Genomic DNA, 14,743 nt, shown 5'->3' on the forward strand with positions numbered 1-14,743 from the left:
CATTCCGAACCCGGAAGCTAAGCCCTCCAGCGCCGATGGTACTGCACTCGGGAGGGTGTGGGAGAGTAGGACACCGCCGGACAAACTTTCCAGTCAGGGTCACCCGAAAATCGGGTGACCCTGACTGCGTTTCCGGCGCTGCTCGCCACGACACAGCTTCGGTGAATCCGCGCGTACCAGCGGTCGGGTCTCGTACCGTCGGGACGGGACCGGAAACTGACCGCCGGACGCTGGCGAAGGGGCAGGAGTGGTCATGCGGATCGGAATCGTCGGCTCGGGCCACATCGGTGGCACCCTCACCCGTCGCCTACGGACACTGGGGCACGACGTGGTCGTGACCAATTCGCGTGGGCCGCAGAGCCTGACCGACCTGGCGACGGAGACCGGTGCCATGGCGGGCACGCTGGAGGAGACCGTGCAGGGGGCGGACCTCGTCGTCATTGCCGTGCCGGTCAAGGTCGTACCGGACCTGCCGGCGGAGCTCTTCGACGGTGCCCTGGTCGCCGACGCGAACAACTACTACCCCCAGCGGGACGGTGACATCGCGGAGCTGCTCGACCGGAGCCTCAGCTCCAGCCGGTGGACCGCCGAGCACCTCAAGGGCGCCCGGGTGGTGAAGGTCTTCAACAACATCCAGGCCGCGCACCTGATGGACAACGGGCGGCCGGCCGGCTCACCGGACCGGATCGGCCTGCCGGTGGCCGGGGACGACCCGGACGCCAAGCGGCTGGTCATGCAACTGGTCGACGAGTTGGGCTTCGAGCCGGTCGATGCCGGCTCGCTCGACGAGAGCTGGCGGCAGCAGCCCGGCTCCCCCGTCTACGGGACCGACCGGGACGCGGACGGCGTACGGCAGGGGTTGGCCGAGGCACGGCCCTGACGCGTACTCAACAGAAATGCCCCGCCGGCGACCGAGCCGGCGGGGCATTCTCGTGCCTGACCTCGACGGACGTCAGTCGGCCGGCTTCGGGGCGCAGATGAAGCGTGGCTCGGGGTCGTAGCGCCAGCTGAACTTCTCCCGCTTGATGACCTTGCCGTCCTTCTTGATGACCCGGTACGCGTCCTGGGCGAAGCCCACGCTGCCCGCGGCGGCGATGCACTTGGGGCCGGGGTCCAGGTAGACCGTCTTAGGCTGGGTGATGTCGCGGCGGGGGCCGTACTCGGTGGTGACGCTGTCGTAGATCTTGGTGCTCCAGATCGACACGGTGATCGTGCTGGCGGTGTAGGACGTGTCGATGAGGACGCCGTACTGGGTGTTGTTGCGGAACTTGAAGTCCAGCTGCGGCCAGTAGATGGTCGACTCGATCACCGCCGGGTACCGGCTGAAGTAGAACGAGTGCGGCTTGTGCTCGACGTCCTCCAGGCCGGCGTAGTAGGTCGCGTTGAACAGGGTCGTGGTGAACTGCGATACGCCGCCGCCGACGCCCGGCACCAGCTTGCCGTTCACGATGGTCGGCGCGTCCTGGTAGCCCTGGTCGTAGCCGCGCTCGCCGGTGTGGCCGTTGAGCGAGAACGTCTCGCCCGGCTTCACGATCGTGCCGTCGACGTCCTTGGCCGCCTGGACGATGTTCTGGCTGCGCGGCGAGGAGAGGCCGCCGGGGAACCGGGTGGTGAAGGTGGAGACCCGCTCCTTGATGCCCAGCTCGGCGAGCTTCGCCTCGGTCAGCTCCGGCTCGGCGGGCTTCAGCTCGGCGGTCACCGTACGGCCGTCGGCCTTCGGTAGGACGGCGAGCAGCTCCCGGCCGAGCGTGGCCGAGTCGACCTGCTGCCCGGACCGGCCGGGTATCACCTTCGGCTTGCCGCCGCTGATGGTCAGGCCGGCGTCCTTCGGCTCGACCTCGATCTTCGCCAGCCGGTCGCCGAGGGCGGCACGCAGCCGCTTGACGTCCACCCGCGGGGTCAGCTTGCCCGCGTCGTCGGCCGAGAAGCGCAGGCCGCTGGCGATGGCGGCGGGCGGGATGGTGACCGAGCCCCGGCCGGTGGTGAGCGTGACGGGGGCGGCAACCGCGGGCTTGGCCAGCTCGGCGACGAGCCGGTCGACCTCCTCGCGGGTGGTCGCCGGCCACTTCTCGACCAGCGGCACGGTCACCGGCTTGCCGGCGAGCCAGCCCGCCTTCACCACGTCGGCCGCGCCGGCCGAGTCCACCGTGAGCGCCGGCTTCGGGTAGACGGGCTTCGGGGTGGTGCCGGTGAAGATGATGGCCGGCATGGTCATCTCCCGGCCCTGGTCCCCCTTCGCCTTCTGCAGCGTGGCGTCCAGTCGGGCGGCGTCGACGGTGACCACCGGGTCGACCGTACGGGAACCGACGAGCCGGCTCACCGGGTGCGCCTCGGCGGCGGCCGCCGCCGCCACGGTGGCGTCCACGTCGATCGCGAGCCCGACGTCGGCCGGCTTCACCTCGACGCTCTTCTCGCCGATCGTGACGGTGATCGGGGCGTTCAGTGCCGCCGACCGGCGGTCCAGCTCGGCCCGCAGCGCCCGGACCGCCTCGGCGCGGCTCCGGCCACCCAACTCGGCGCCGAGGACCGTGGTGCCCCGGGGCACGTCCCCGGCGTACGCGTAGGCGCCGAGACCGGTGCCGGCGGCGAGCACGGCCGCGATGATCCCGCCGGCCAGCAGCAGCCGTCCCCGACGGGACCGCAGGCGGCCCCCGGGCGGCTCGGGTGTCGGCGCGACAGTGGGTTCCGACCCGTCGTCCGGCCAGTTCACCGCGGTGACCCGCACGGTTGGCCGGTCGTCGGCGGGCGGCAGTTTTTCGCCGTACAGCGTCACAGGAACCTCGATCACGAAAACCACGTGGGGGCCGCTTCCCCCACCCGGAAGACACCTACGGTAACCAACGCCCGAGCCGGTCGGGAGTCCGCCGTCGCGGGGCGCGGGGGAAGCGTGTCACGGCGGTCACGCCCACCCGGCGTGCCATGCCGGGGCGGGCCGTGGGACGGTGGGCGGGTGCGGACCGATGAGCAGGCTCTGGCGTACGGCGGCGGGTGGCTGGATCGGGCGGGGGCGCTGCGGGCCGACCCGGAGTGGATCGACGCGCGGCTGGCCGACCGGGAGAGCGTGCTGTTGCCGTTCTGGCGGGACCGCTGCCTGGTCTCGGCGGATCGGGTGCTGGTGCGGCGCGCCGCCGTCGACGCCGCAAGGCTGTGCGCCGCCGCCGACGAGACGGTCTTTCTCGGGCTGGACGAGGGGCGGGCGGTCTTCGCCGTGGACCTCTCCGGCCGGACGGAGCCGGAGGCGCTGGAGCTGGCCGGGGCGGCCGAGACGGTGGACGTACGGGCCCTGGTGGGCGGCCTGACGCTGGCCGAGGCGGCCGTGCAGGCGTACGCCAAGGGGCTGCTGCACTGGCACCGGGGCCAGCGGTACTGCGGGGGTTGCGGGGCGACGGCTGCGGCCCGGGACGGCGGGCACGTCCGCACCTGCACCGGCCCCGACTGTGGTCGGCTGCTCTTTCCGCGGATCGAACCGGCGGTCATCGTGCTGGTGGAGGCGCCCGGCGACCCCGATCGGTGCCTGCTGGCCCGGCACCGCGGCGCCGCGGAGGACTCCTGGTCGACTCTGGCCGGCTTCGTGGAGATCGGCGAGAGCCTGGAGGACGCGGTCCGCCGGGAACTGGCCGAGGAGGCCGGGGTGAGCGTGGTCGACGTGGCCTACCAGGGGTCGCAGGCCTGGCCGTTCCCTGCGGGGCTGATGGTCGGGTTCCGGGCCACGGCGGCCTCGACCGACGTCCGGGTCGACGGCGAGGAGTTGGTGGCGGCCCGCTGGTTCAGCCGGGAGGAACTGCGGGCGCGAGTGGCGCAGGGGCGTCCGCTGGGCCGAATCGACTCAATCGACCACCATCTGTTGGAGTCATGGCTGAACGGGCGGAGCTGACCGTGCGCCGGACGGTCCGTCGGCGCCCGCCGGACGGGTGATGGGCCTGTCATCCTCAGCGGTTTGCCAGCCGTCCGTTACCGAACTGTGACGAAGACCAGTGGTCGCTACCACAGGTGAGACCTCGCTGCCGTCGTGTCGTAATCGCGATGGTTTGCCCGCGGCTTATTGCCATCCGAATGTTAACCGCCGGTAACCACAGGCGATCTTGATACTGCCGCCCTGTTACCGATCAGTAGCTAGGTGCTTGTGAGCTCTGTCGCTTCGCGAGAGCATCCATCCGCGTAACCGCGCGTCCGTCGGCACAACGGCACCCGCGAGCGCCCCACGCTTTCCCTTGTCCCGAGTCGCGTCCCGCGATCGGTGACGTCATCCCCTTCGAGGAGGGCCCCGTGAAGGATTCGGAAGACCGCCAGTTGCGCGGCGGCACCCGCTGGCGTCGCTTCGCCGCGATGGCGGTCCCGGCCGCGGCCGTCGCCGGCGGCATCGTCTTCGGCATGGCCAACGGTGCCATCGCCGCCAACATCACCGTGTCCGGCACCGCGTTCAAGGTTGGCGCGACCCGGCTCGAAGGCGACGGCTTCAAGCAGTACGGCGGCGTCGTGTACGAGAAGGGCAACCCCGTGCCGCAGCCGGTCGCGATCTCCGAGATCGGCCACGCGGATCTGTACAACCTCTGCCAGTCGGTCAACGCGAGCGTGCCTGGTCTGCCCGTCGTGCTCCGGATCGAGGCCGGCGGTGGCAGGCAGCCCGCTACTGCGGACGGCATGCTGATCGCGATGGACTCGCTCGCGGGCGATGCGACGTTCACCAAGATCAAGATCGGTCAGGACGCCACCGACCTGAGCGCGGCCGCCCAGGCGGGTTCGTTCGGCCAGAGTTCGGAGCACGTGACCATCAACGGGCTGCAGCAGGTCGCCCGCTACACCACGGCCGGCACCTTCAAGCTGACCGGCCTGAAGCTGAAGGTGCACGCGTTCGGCGACGCCGCTGGCAAGGAGTGCTTCTCCTGATCGGACCGGGAGGTCCGCGGAGGGCGCCCTCCGCGGACCTCCCGTCATGTTCGGCAACCCCCTCGTATCACCGCACCGTTCGTAGGAGGAGTACGTGACGACCGCGGACGCGCAGCACGCCCGACCCGGCCGGGTCACCCGGGCCTGGCGCAGCTTCCGGCGCTGGCGGCGGAGCCGGCCCTTCTGGGGCGGCCTGTTCACCGTGCTCGCCGGAGCGGAGATCTTCGGCACCACCCAGGCGAACCTGGCCGGCCTCACGCTGAAGATGGGGCCGACCGGCTTCCTCGCCTGGCTGATCCCCACCATCCTGGTGGTCTGCGGTCTGCTCATGTGGTTCACCCCGCAGCAGCGGATCTTCTACTCGGTCGTCGCGGCGGTGACGGCGGTCTATTCGCTGATCGGGGTCAACCTCGGCGGCTTCTTCCTCGGCATGCTGCTCGGCATCTCGGGTGCCGCGCTCGGCTTCGCCTGGGTGCCCGGCCGCCCGGCGGCCGGCACCGAGCAGCCCGGACCGGCCGCAGACGACGAGCCGCAGGACGCCGACGACGTGGAGGACGAGCGGGCCCTCCTTGACGAGCTGCTGCCCCGGCAGCGGGAGGAGGAGACCACCGGGCCGCTCACCGACACGCTTCCGCAGCCGTACAACCCGTTGCGCGAGTCGACCACGGCGGAGCCGGAGGCCGGGGCGGGCGCGGATCGGGTGCTGCCGGTGGTCGACCCGGCGGGGCCGCCGCCCGGCTCCGGCCACCGCGACCCGAAGCTGTACGGAATCCTGCTGGTGCTCGCCACCGTCTCCACGGTCGGCCTGCTCGCGCTCCGCGGCGAGCAGCCGGCGGTGGCCGCGCCGGCCGCCTGCCCGACCGTCAGCTCGCCGGCGCCGAGCCCGACGGCCTCCGCGTCCGCCTCGGCCAGCCCGAGCCCCCTGGCGGCGAAGAAGAGGTCGGACGGCAACCCGCTGACCAACATCATCGACGGCATCACCGGCCTCCTCACCGGCGGAGACCCCGGTGCCGCCGGGACGGAACCCCTGCCCGCGCCGCAGCCGGCCAGCACGGCGGCCGCCGCCGAGCCGCTGCCGACCGAGACCACGACCGGCCCCACCCCCACCGAGAGCACCACCAGCGCGGCGCCGACGCCGAGCAGCAGCCCCTCGGCCAAGCCCGCCGCGCCCACCAGGCCGGACGCCGATCCGTGTGCCAGCCCGGCACCGACCAAGCCGAAGCCGGTCGAGACCGGCAAGCTGATGCCCCGAATCGCCGCCGAGCCGGGGCAGCCCCGCGTCGCCGCCAAACCGTCCAAGCTCACCGGCTCCCAGGTGACCATGACCGGGCTGCGCTTCGAGGGGATCGTCGACCTGCCCACCCACGACGGCACGCTCAAGGCGCTGAAGTTCACCATGGACAAGGGCGTGACGGACGACTTCGTCCTCCAGGCCGACGGGCCGTCCGGCAAGACCTTGCGGTACGTCACCGACCGGCTGACCGTGGAGGGTGACGTCGCCTTCTACGCCACCCGGTTCTCCGGGCGGCTCCTCGGCATCCGGGTCACCCTCACCCCGGACCTGCCGCTCCCGGACGGCCTCCCGATCACCTCGCCGGTGCCGATCACCTTCACCGACCCGGTGATCGACCTGGCGTTCGTGGACAGCAACGTGCTCACCGCCAAGCCGACCCTCAAGCTCGACCTGGCCTGAGCCCGCCGAGTACGCGAAGCGGCCGGGCGCCGGAGGAAACCCATCCGACACCCGGCCGTCGGTCCACTCAGAGCCGGGCCAGCGCCCGGCGCAGCGGGTCGAGCCCCAGCGCGCCCAGGTCGAGCGCCTGCCGGTGGAACTCCTTGAGATCGAAGTCGGCGCCCTTACGGGCCTTCGCCTCCTCCCGGGCCTGGAGCCAGATCCGCTCGCCCACCTTGTACGACGGGGCCTGCCCCGGCCAGCCCAGGTAGCGGTTGAGCTCGAAGCGCAGGTTCTCGTCCGGCACCCGGCAGTGCGCCCGCATGAACTCCCAGCCCAGCTCCGGGGTCCAGCGCTCGCCCGGGTGGAAGCCGAACGGATTGTCCCGCGGGATCTCCAGTTCCAGGTGCATGCCGATGTCGACGATCACCCGGGCCGCGCGGAACGCCTGCCCGTCGAGCATGCCGAGCTTGTCGCCCGGGTCCTCCAGGTAGCCCAGCTCGTCCATCAGCCGCTCCGAGTAGAGCGCCCAGCCCTCACCGTGCCCGGAGACCCAGCAGAGCAGCCGCTGCCAGCGGTTGAGCAGGTCGGCGCGGACGGCGGTCTGGGCGACCTGCAGGTGGTGGCCCGGCACGCCCTCGTGGAAGACGGTGGTCACCTCGCGCCAGGTGGAGAAGTCGGTGATGCCCTGCGGCACCGCCCACCACATGCGGCCAGGGCGGGAGAAGTCCTCGCTCGGGCCGGTGTAGTAGATGGCGCCGTCGCTGGTCGGGGCGAGGCAGCACTCGATCCGGCGGACCTGCTCGGGGATGTCGAAATGGGTGCCGTGCAGCTCGCTGATCGCCTTGTCGGCGAGTGCCTGCATCCAGTCCCGGAAGGCCTCCTTGCCCTTGATGGTCCGCGCCGGGTCTGAGTCCAGCGCCTGCACCGCGTCGTCGATGGTCGCCCCCGGGCCGACGATCCGGGCGGCCACCGCCCGCATCTCGGACTCCAGGCGGGCCAGCTCCGCGAAGCCCCAGGCGTACGTCTCGTCGAGGTCGACCTTGGCGCCGAGGAAGTACTGCGAGGCCAGCTCGTACCGTTCCCGCCCGGCGGCCTGCTTCTGCCGGCCCTGCGGGGCCAGTTCGTTCCGGAGGAACTGCCCGAACTCGGCGGTGGCGGCGGTCGCCGCGGCGGCACCCTTGCGCAGCTCGGCGCCGAGCGTGCCGTCGGCCCCGAGCCGCTCGGCCAGGCCGTGGAAGAAGTTGTCGCCGTTCGGGTCGGTCCAGACGTCGCACTGCTTGGCGACCTCGACCAGCTGCACCTGCGAGCTGACGTGGCCGGCCGCGGCCGCCTCGCGCAGCGTGCGCTTGTAACCCTCGAGCGCGCCGGCGAAGCGGTTGAGCCGGGCGGCGATGTTGGCCTTGGCATCGTCGCCCTCGGTCGGCATGAGATCGAAGACCATGCGGATCTCGTGCAGCCCGCTGGCGATCACGTTGATCTCGCTGCTGCTCTCGCCCGCCTCGTAGCGGGCGAGTTCCAGCCCGAGCCGCTCCTGCATGGCCTCCTTGGCGGTCCGCTCGGCCTCCGAGTCCGGCTCGGTCACGTCGAGATCTGCCAGGGTGCGCCGGACCAGGTCGGCGCGGGCCGCGTACCCCTCCGGGGTGAGGTCGTCGAGCTGGTCGTCGTAGCCTGCGATGCCGACGTAGGTGGCGCCGGTCGGGGTCAGCGGGGCCCAGTCGGCCACGTACCGGTTGGCGAGGTCATCGATTCGTCCCACGCTGCGACCCTACGTGACGGTGGCACCCGGTTGTCGACGGTGTTTGCCGTGTTCACTACGGTTCGGCGGGGCTGTTGCCGGAGGGCTGCCGTGACGGTCGACACGGGGTCCGATTTTCGCGGGACTTCGTCGTACCCCTCCGGCAGAGTGTCAGGGGTGACAGCGCATTTGACTCCTGACCGGGCGGCACTCCGTAGCTGGCTGCCCGGTTTCCTCGCGCTCGGCGTGATCTGGGGTTCCAGCTTCCTCTTCATCAAGGTGGGGGTGAGCGAGCTGCACCCGCTGCACCTCACCCTCTACCGGGTCGCGACCGGCGCGGCGACCCTGCTGGTCGTGCTGGCCGTGCTGCGCGACCGGCTGCCCCGGGAGCCCCGGGTCTGGGCGCATCTGTTCGTGGTCGCCGCCTTCGGCGTCGCCCTGCCGTTCACCCTGTTCGGCTTCGGCGAGCAGCGGGTGGAGTCGATGCTCGCCGGCATCTGGAACGCCACCACGCCGCTGATCGTGCTGCCGCTGGCGGTGCTGGTGTTCCGTACCGAGCGGCTGACCGTGCGGCGGGCCGTCGGGCTGGGGTTGGGCTTCGCCGGCGTGCTGGTGGTGCTCGGCGTCTGGGAGGGCGTGGGCGGGTCGCACTTCACCGGCCAGCTCATGTGCCTCGGGGCGGCGGCCTGCTACGGCGTGGCCATCCCGTACCAGAAGAAGTTCATCGCGGGGAGCGCGTACTCCGGTGTGTCGCTGTCGGCGGCGCAGCTGCTGGTCGCGACGGCGCAGCTCGCGGTGGTCGCGCCCCTGGTGGCCGGGGCGCTGCCGGTGCCGACCGGCCTGTCCGCCCGGGTGGTCGCCAGCGTGCTGGCGCTCGGCGCGCTCGGCACCGGGCTGGCCTTCGTGATCAACCTGCGCAACATCCGGCTCGCCGGGGCGAGCACCGCGTCCACCGTCACGTACCTGATCCCGGTCTTCGCGGTGCTGGTCGGCGCGCTGGTGCTCGGCGAGCGGATGAACTGGCACCAGCCGGTGGGTGCGCTGGTCGTGCTGCTCGGTGTGGCGGTCGCGCAGGGGATGCTGGGCCGGCCCCGGTCGCGCTCGCTGGTCGGCGCCGCGGCCGCGCCGGCCGCCGAGGCCGCCGCTCACCGCTGAGCCGGCGCCCGGGGCCGCCGCTGAGCCGCCCCGGGAGCCGGCAGGTCGGCGAAGTGGTGGTGTGCGGGGACGGAGGATGCCGCTGGGTCGCCGATGCGGGTGGCGTCCGGATGCGGGGATGCGTCAACGGCGGGTGTGGGCCCACTTGACCAGGCGGTCCGCCTTCCAGGTGTTGACCACCCGGTTCGGCGGGACGCCGCAGAGGGCCGCGCGCTCGCAGCCGAACCGCTGCCAGTCGAGCTGGCCGGGGGCGTGCGCGTCGGTGTTGACGGCGAACCAGCAGCCGGCCTCCAGGGCGCGGCGGATCAGCCGCTTGGGCGGGTCCTGCCGCTCCGGCCGGGAGTTGATCTCGACGGCGACACCGTGCTCCGCGCAGGCCGCGAAGACGGCGTCCGCGTCGAAGTCGCTCTCCTTGCGGGTACGCGCCCGGTGCCCCCGGTCGCCCGGCCCGGTCACCCCGGCCGGCCGGGACGACACCATCCGCCCGGTGCAGTGACCGAGGATGTCCAGGTGCGGGTTGGCGATGGCGGTGAGCATCCGCCGGGTCATCTTCGCCCGGTCGTCGTTGAGGCCGCTGTGCACCGAGCCGACCACCACGTCGAGGCGGGCCAGCAGCTCCTCGTCCTGGTCCAGCGACCCGTCCGCGAGGATGTCCACCTCGATGCCGGTGAGGATGCGGAAGCCCTTCGGCAGCGCCTCGTTCACCGCGGCCACGTGGTCGAGCTGCCGGCGCAGCCGCTCGGCGGTGAGTCCCCGGGCCACCGTCAGCCGGGGCGAGTGGTCGGTCAGCACCAGATATTCGTGCCCCAGCTCGACCGCGGCGAGGGCCATCTCCTCGATCGGTGAACCGCCGTCGGACCAGTCGGAGTGGGTGTGGCAGTCGCCGCGCAGCGCGTCCCGCAGCGCGGCGGCGGCCGCGTCCAGGTCGGTCCCCTCGGTGGCGACCAGCCGCCGCAGATAGACCGGTTCCTCGCCGGCCAGCGACTCGACCACGCAGCGGGCGGTGACGTCGCCGACCCCGCTCAGCTCGGTGAGCTTGCCGCTGCGCGCGCGTTCGGCCACCTCCCCGGCGGGCAGGGCGCCGAGCGCCTTGGCCGCCGACCGGAACGCCCGGACCCGGTAGGTGGCCTCGTTCGCCCTCTCCAGCAGGAACGCGATCCGGCGCAGGTCGGCGATGGGATCCCGGGCAGTCATGCCCTGCAACCTACGCGCCCGCGCCGCCGGTCGCCGGGTGGGTCGCGGAGTGTCGGGAGTGGACGTCGGTCACCCGGCACCGTCGGTCGTGGTGGGCGCCTTCGGGCAGCCGTGCTTGCGCTGCCAGGCGACCACCTCGGCGGCCGGCCCGCGGTTGCCCCCCTTCCGCCACGAGTTCAGGTACGGGGCCGGCCAGATCACGCCCCGCCGGATCCACCAGTCGTCGTGGCCCTGGCACTTCGGCGAGAGGCCGAAGTGCAGGTGGCACACGTTGTTGGCGTTGCCGGTGCGCCCGACCTTGCCGAGGGCCTGGCCGGCGCGGACGCGTACACCCGGGTCGACGCCGGCGGCGATGGCGCTCAGGTGTGAGCCGTAGTAGCGGACGCCGTCGTCGCCGAGCAGCGCGACCGAGAGGCCACCGTTGTACGGCCCGCGCGGACCCCGCTTGTCGAACCGGTCCACCCGGCTCACCTCGAGGATCACGCCGTCGGTGACCGCGACGACCGGCTCGCCGCAGTCGGCGAAGATGTCCGTCCCCGGGTACGTCGAGTGGGTCGGGTGGTACGCGACGTTGTCCGCGCGGACCGGGAAGACGTGCCGCGGGTCGGAGCGGGTCGGCGTGGCCGACGGGGCGGAAGGCGTGGGAGCGGCCGACGTGGGGGTGGTCAGCCCGGGGGACGGCTGCGCCGGGGCGGTGGCGCTCGGGCTCTGCCACGCGGTCCCGCCGGCCGGCGTCGGGCGGTCGGCGGGACCGCACCCGGCGACCAGGGCCGGTACGAGCAGCAGCAGGATCGGGTACGCCGGCCCCGGCCGGCGTCCGATCGATCGCGAGCGCATCCGGCCATCCTGACAGAGCACTACGGTAGGAACGAACGGCGAGACCCGGCGCGCGTCCGTGCGGGGGCGAGCGGAGTCGCGCCACCGCACCTCGGTAGGTCTACGGACCGTGAAGGGAGCAGAGGCGATGAACGGGTGGCCCGCCGTATCCGGTCAGCCCGGTCCGGGCCCGGTCCATCCGCCGGCGCGTACCCCGTCGGGGCTCTTCCCCGCCGGGGCGCCGATGCGGCCCACCTGGCGCGAGCCGTACCCGATCACCGGCGGCGGCGTCTCGGCCGGCGCAGTGACCGCCTTCGCCTGGCTGCTCCTGTTCGGCCTGCTCGGCCACGACGTGCCCAGCTACGCGTGGTGGACCCTGGTCGCCGGCGGGCTGGCCTGGCTGGCCGCCGCCGTGCTGGTCCGCTACGGCGACCGCGGGGTGGCGGCCGGGGTGGCGATCGTCACGGCGGGCGGGTGGAGCATCGCGGCGGCCGTCGTCGCGGTCCGCTGGGCGCAGAGCGGGGACTGGCCGCTCTGGTGACCAGCGGTGAACGGTTCGCTGCGCAGCGAAGACCGGCTTGACGTACGCGTGGTGACGGTCCACCCTCGCGGTATGGCCTGGACCACCCCGCCGCGGCTCGACCCCGACCGGAGCCGCCGTCGCCTGCAACTCCTCGCCGAGTTGGCCGGTGCCCGAACGGCACGTCAGCGCGAGCGGCCGCAGCGGGTCCGCACCGAGCACCTGCGTCAGCTCATCGCCACCCGCCGGCGCATCGCCGGCTGACCGACTTTCTCCAGGAACGGCCGGCCCTTCGGGGCGTTGACCGGTCGCCTGCCGACCCGACCGGTTAACGTGCACGCGTGACGAGTCGGCGTGCTGCCGAGGCCAATTTGGGGGGACCGTGTCGTACTTCGCTGCTGCCGTGGCACGAGTCGACGGCGGATGGACCGCCGACGAGGTGAACCTGCGGGGTGTCACCGACATCGACGACGTCGCCGAGCGGCTGCGCGACGTCGAGCCGGACGCCGACCTGTCGCTGCTCTTCGTCGAGGCCGACGACACCTACCTGGTCATCCTGCGCCTCGACGAGGGTGAGGACCTGCGCGTCTTCGGCTCCGACTCGGCGTACGCGGAGGAGTCCCGGCTCGGTGCCCTGCTGGTCGGCGACCTGAAGACCTCGGTCACCGGCCTGGAGGACACCGAGGAACCGCGGGCGGCCACCGGCGGCGACGACGAGAACGAGCAGCCGGCGGTGGACCCGGAGGCGGACCCGGTGGGCGACGCGGACCTCCTGGCCGACCTGGGCATCTCGGCACAGAAGTTGCTCTCGCTCTGCGCCCACGAGGGGATGATGCCGGCCGACATCACCGCCGAGATCTGCCAGGTGCTGGGCTGCGCGGACGAGGTCGAGGAGCTGCGTGAGGTCTGAGCCGCCCGAGCCGGTGGTGCCCGGTGCCGCGGAGCCGGCCGACGCCACCGACCCGGCGCTGGAGACCGTACGCCCCGGGCAGCCGACCCCAGGCCGCCTGGGCCGGGTCGGCCCAGGCGCGGACGAGGGGCTGGCCGATCCCGGCGGCGGGGGCCGCCGGCAGCGGCACGAGCTGTGGATGCGCCGGGCCCTGGAGGTCGCCGTGACCGGCCCCGACAGCGGCCCCGCGGCGGGCGCCGACGCCGTGGTCGAGGACGTCCCGGTCGGTGCGGTCGTCTACGGCCCGGACGGCGCCGAACTGGCCGTCGGGCGTAACGAGCGGGAGCTGAGCGGGGATCCGACCGCGCACGCCGAGGTGCTGGCGCTGCGGCGGGCCGCCGAGCGGCTGGGCCGCTGGCGGCTGGCGGACTGCACCCTGGTGGTGACGCTGGAGCCGTGCACGATGTGCGCGGGTGCGATCTCGCTGGCGCGGATCTCGACGGTGGTCTTCGGCGCCTGGGAGCCGAAGACGGGGGCGGTCGGCTCGCTCTGGGACGTGCTGCGCGACCGCCGGCTCACCCACCGCCCGGAGGTGTACGGCGGGGTGCTCGAGGCGGAGAGCGCCGCGCTGCTGCGCGCCTTCTTCCGCTGACCGCCCCGCGCTGTCCGCTGCCCTGCGCTGTCCCGCTGCCCCGGCGTCAGGCGGACACCGGCGCCGGACGGAGGAGGGTCGCGGCGATCGTCCGCGCGGCCTCGGTCCACGCGGTGGGGCGCATGGTCGCCGGGTCGAGCCGGACGATGGCCCGGGTGCCCTCGGCGTACACGGTGTGGCCGTCGACCGAGCGGAACTGGAAGGCGTACCGCGCGCTGGTGGTGCCGAAGTGTTCGAGCCAGAAGTGCACCGCCACCGACCCGGTCCCGCTGATCGGGGCCCGGTAGGTGATGGTGAACTCGCGTACCGCGTGGAACACGTCGGGGGCGCTGTGCGGCCCGCCCTGGAAGGACACGCCGCGCTCGGCCCAGTACGGGGTGAGGGCGCGTTCCAGCAGCACCGCGTACCGGGCGTTGTGCAGGATGCCGAGGGCGTCGAGGTCGTCGAAGTGGACCGGGACGTGCTCGACGTGGCCGTACGGCGCGGCGGTGGGGTCGCTCATCAGGGGCCTTCCGGTAGCAGGGTGGGTTCGGGGCACAGGGCCCGCAGGCGGGCCAGCAGGCCCTGGCGGGCGTGCCGGTAGGCGGCGTCCGGGTCCAGCAGCCGGGACCGCATCACGGCGCTGATGCCGAGCGCGTCGATCTCGTAGGCCAGCTGCGGGACGTCGACGTCGGCAGGCAGCTCGCCGAGGTCGACCGCCTCCTGGACGAGGCGTTCGAGGAAGGCGGTCCAGCGGCGGAACGCCTCGGCGATCCGGTCCCGTACCGGGCCGGGGCGGGCGTTGTACTCGAACTCCGTGGTGGCGAAGAAGCAACCGCCGGGGAGCACCCGGGCGGCGTAGAAGTCGATCCGGGCGTCGTGCAGCGCCCAGATCCGGCGGACGCCCCGGGGGGCACGCAGCGCCGGGGCGATGATCCGCTCCTGCCACTGCACCACCGCCCGGTCGACAGTGGCGAGCTGGAGGGCCTCCTTGGAGCGCCAGTGCGCGAACAGGCCGGACTTGCTCACCCCGAGCGTCTCGGCGAGCTGGCCGAGGGAGAGGCCGTCGAGGCCGGCCTCGGTGGCCAGGGCCACGGCGGTGTCCAGCACGGCGGTGCGGGTGCGGTCGCCGCGGGCGACCCGGCCGTCGGAGGTCATGCGGGCAGCGTACCGAAAAAAGCACGACCGGTCGTATTTATTTTTGTGACCTGGAACGCCGCCGCCCCGCCGCCGGAGTCGGC

The 14,743-nt window shown here is 72.9% G+C and carries 15 protein-coding genes and 1 rRNA gene; 10 read left to right on the forward strand and 6 right to left on the reverse strand.

The window, feature by feature from the left end; genetic code table 11:
* Window positions 1-82, forward strand: a 5S ribosomal RNA gene (gene rrf, locus ABZ783_RS17985); the annotation flags it as partial.
* Window positions 83-253: 171 nt separating this feature from the next.
* The gene (locus tag ABZ783_RS17990; protein WP_357439292.1) at window positions 254-880 is read left to right on the forward strand and encodes an NADPH-dependent F420 reductase; all 627 of its coding nucleotides are present in this window, start codon (window positions 254-256) and stop codon (window positions 878-880) included.
* Between the two features lie 72 nt (window positions 881-952).
* Here ABZ783_RS17990 and ABZ783_RS17995 read toward each other — a convergent pair whose 3' ends face one another.
* Window positions 953-2,773, reverse strand: a complete 1,821-nt coding sequence (locus ABZ783_RS17995) for a VanW family protein (RefSeq protein ID WP_357439713.1) — start codon at window positions 2,771-2,773, stop codon at window positions 953-955.
* Between the two features lie 177 nt (window positions 2,774-2,950).
* Here ABZ783_RS17995 and nudC point away from each other — a divergent pair, with 177 nt between their 5' ends.
* From nudC to ABZ783_RS18010, 3 genes are all read left to right on the forward strand, one after another.
* The gene (gene nudC, locus ABZ783_RS18000; RefSeq protein WP_357439295.1) at window positions 2,951-3,874 is read left to right on the forward strand and encodes an NAD(+) diphosphatase; all 924 of its coding nucleotides are present in this window, start codon (window positions 2,951-2,953) and stop codon (window positions 3,872-3,874) included.
* A gap of 452 nt (window positions 3,875-4,326) precedes the next feature.
* The gene (locus ABZ783_RS18005; RefSeq protein ID WP_198940655.1) at window positions 4,327-4,887 is read left to right on the forward strand and encodes a DUF6230 family protein; all 561 of its coding nucleotides are present in this window, start codon (window positions 4,327-4,329) and stop codon (window positions 4,885-4,887) included.
* A gap of 94 nt (window positions 4,888-4,981) precedes the next feature.
* Window positions 4,982-6,580: a DUF6114 domain-containing protein gene (locus ABZ783_RS18010; RefSeq protein WP_357439297.1), complete on the forward strand. Its 1,599-nt coding sequence runs from the start codon at window positions 4,982-4,984 to the stop codon at window positions 6,578-6,580.
* 67 nt (window positions 6,581-6,647) lie between these two features.
* On the opposite strand, the gene ABZ783_RS18015 is transcribed toward ABZ783_RS18010, so the two are convergent.
* Window positions 6,648-8,318, reverse strand: a complete 1,671-nt coding sequence (locus ABZ783_RS18015) for a DUF885 domain-containing protein (RefSeq protein WP_357439300.1) — start codon at window positions 8,316-8,318, stop codon at window positions 6,648-6,650.
* A 156-nt stretch (window positions 8,319-8,474) separates the two neighbouring features.
* Here ABZ783_RS18015 and ABZ783_RS18020 point away from each other — a divergent pair, with 156 nt between their 5' ends.
* Entirely contained in the window at window positions 8,475-9,452 is a 978-nt protein-coding gene (locus tag ABZ783_RS18020; protein WP_357439303.1) for a DMT family transporter, read from the forward strand.
* Window positions 9,453-9,575: 123 nt separating this feature from the next.
* Here ABZ783_RS18020 and ABZ783_RS18025 read toward each other — a convergent pair whose 3' ends face one another.
* Window positions 9,576-10,646 carry a PHP domain-containing protein gene (locus ABZ783_RS18025; protein WP_357439305.1) on the reverse strand — a complete coding sequence of 357 codons (1,071 nt, stop codon included), beginning with the start codon at window positions 10,644-10,646 and terminating at the stop codon, window positions 9,576-9,578.
* A gap of 69 nt (window positions 10,647-10,715) precedes the next feature.
* On the reverse strand, window positions 10,716-11,483 hold the full coding sequence (locus ABZ783_RS18030; RefSeq protein WP_357439308.1) for a peptidoglycan DD-metalloendopeptidase family protein: 768 nt from the start codon (window positions 11,481-11,483) through the stop codon (window positions 10,716-10,718).
* Between the two features lie 223 nt (window positions 11,484-11,706).
* Between ABZ783_RS18030 and ABZ783_RS18035 the strand changes: the two genes are divergently transcribed.
* The 4 genes from ABZ783_RS18035 to ABZ783_RS18050 all read left to right on the forward strand — a co-directional run bounded on the left by ABZ783_RS18035 (window position 11,707) and on the right by ABZ783_RS18050 (window position 13,523).
* Window positions 11,707-12,003 (forward strand): hypothetical protein, encoded by a 297-nt coding sequence (locus tag ABZ783_RS18035; protein ID WP_357439716.1) that lies wholly within the window; start codon window positions 11,707-11,709, stop codon window positions 12,001-12,003.
* Window positions 12,004-12,075: 72 nt separating this feature from the next.
* Window positions 12,076-12,246 (forward strand): hypothetical protein, encoded by a 171-nt coding sequence (locus ABZ783_RS18040; RefSeq protein ID WP_357439310.1) that lies wholly within the window; start codon window positions 12,076-12,078, stop codon window positions 12,244-12,246.
* A 118-nt stretch (window positions 12,247-12,364) separates the two neighbouring features.
* Window positions 12,365-12,892 (forward strand): tRNA adenosine deaminase-associated protein, encoded by a 528-nt coding sequence (locus ABZ783_RS18045; RefSeq protein WP_357439312.1) that lies wholly within the window; start codon window positions 12,365-12,367, stop codon window positions 12,890-12,892.
* A 178-nt stretch (window positions 12,893-13,070) separates the two neighbouring features.
* The gene (locus tag ABZ783_RS18050) at window positions 13,071-13,523 is read left to right on the forward strand and encodes a nucleoside deaminase (protein ID WP_357439718.1); all 453 of its coding nucleotides are present in this window, start codon (window positions 13,071-13,073) and stop codon (window positions 13,521-13,523) included.
* A 46-nt stretch (window positions 13,524-13,569) separates the two neighbouring features.
* Here ABZ783_RS18050 and ABZ783_RS18055 read toward each other — a convergent pair whose 3' ends face one another.
* Window positions 13,570-14,025 carry a hotdog domain-containing protein gene (locus ABZ783_RS18055; RefSeq protein WP_357439314.1) on the reverse strand — a complete coding sequence of 152 codons (456 nt, stop codon included), beginning with the start codon at window positions 14,023-14,025 and terminating at the stop codon, window positions 13,570-13,572.
* Window positions 14,025-14,660: a TetR/AcrR family transcriptional regulator gene (locus ABZ783_RS18060; RefSeq protein WP_357439317.1), complete on the reverse strand. Its 636-nt coding sequence runs from the start codon at window positions 14,658-14,660 to the stop codon at window positions 14,025-14,027. The genes ABZ783_RS18055 and ABZ783_RS18060 overlap by 1 nt, the downstream gene beginning before the upstream one ends.
* Between the last annotated feature and the right edge of the window lie 83 nt (window positions 14,661-14,743).

The sequence above is a fragment of the Micromonospora sp. NPDC047738 genome (genome assembly GCF_040642675.1).
Classification (GTDB): Bacteria; Actinomycetota; Actinomycetes; order Mycobacteriales; family Micromonosporaceae; genus Micromonospora.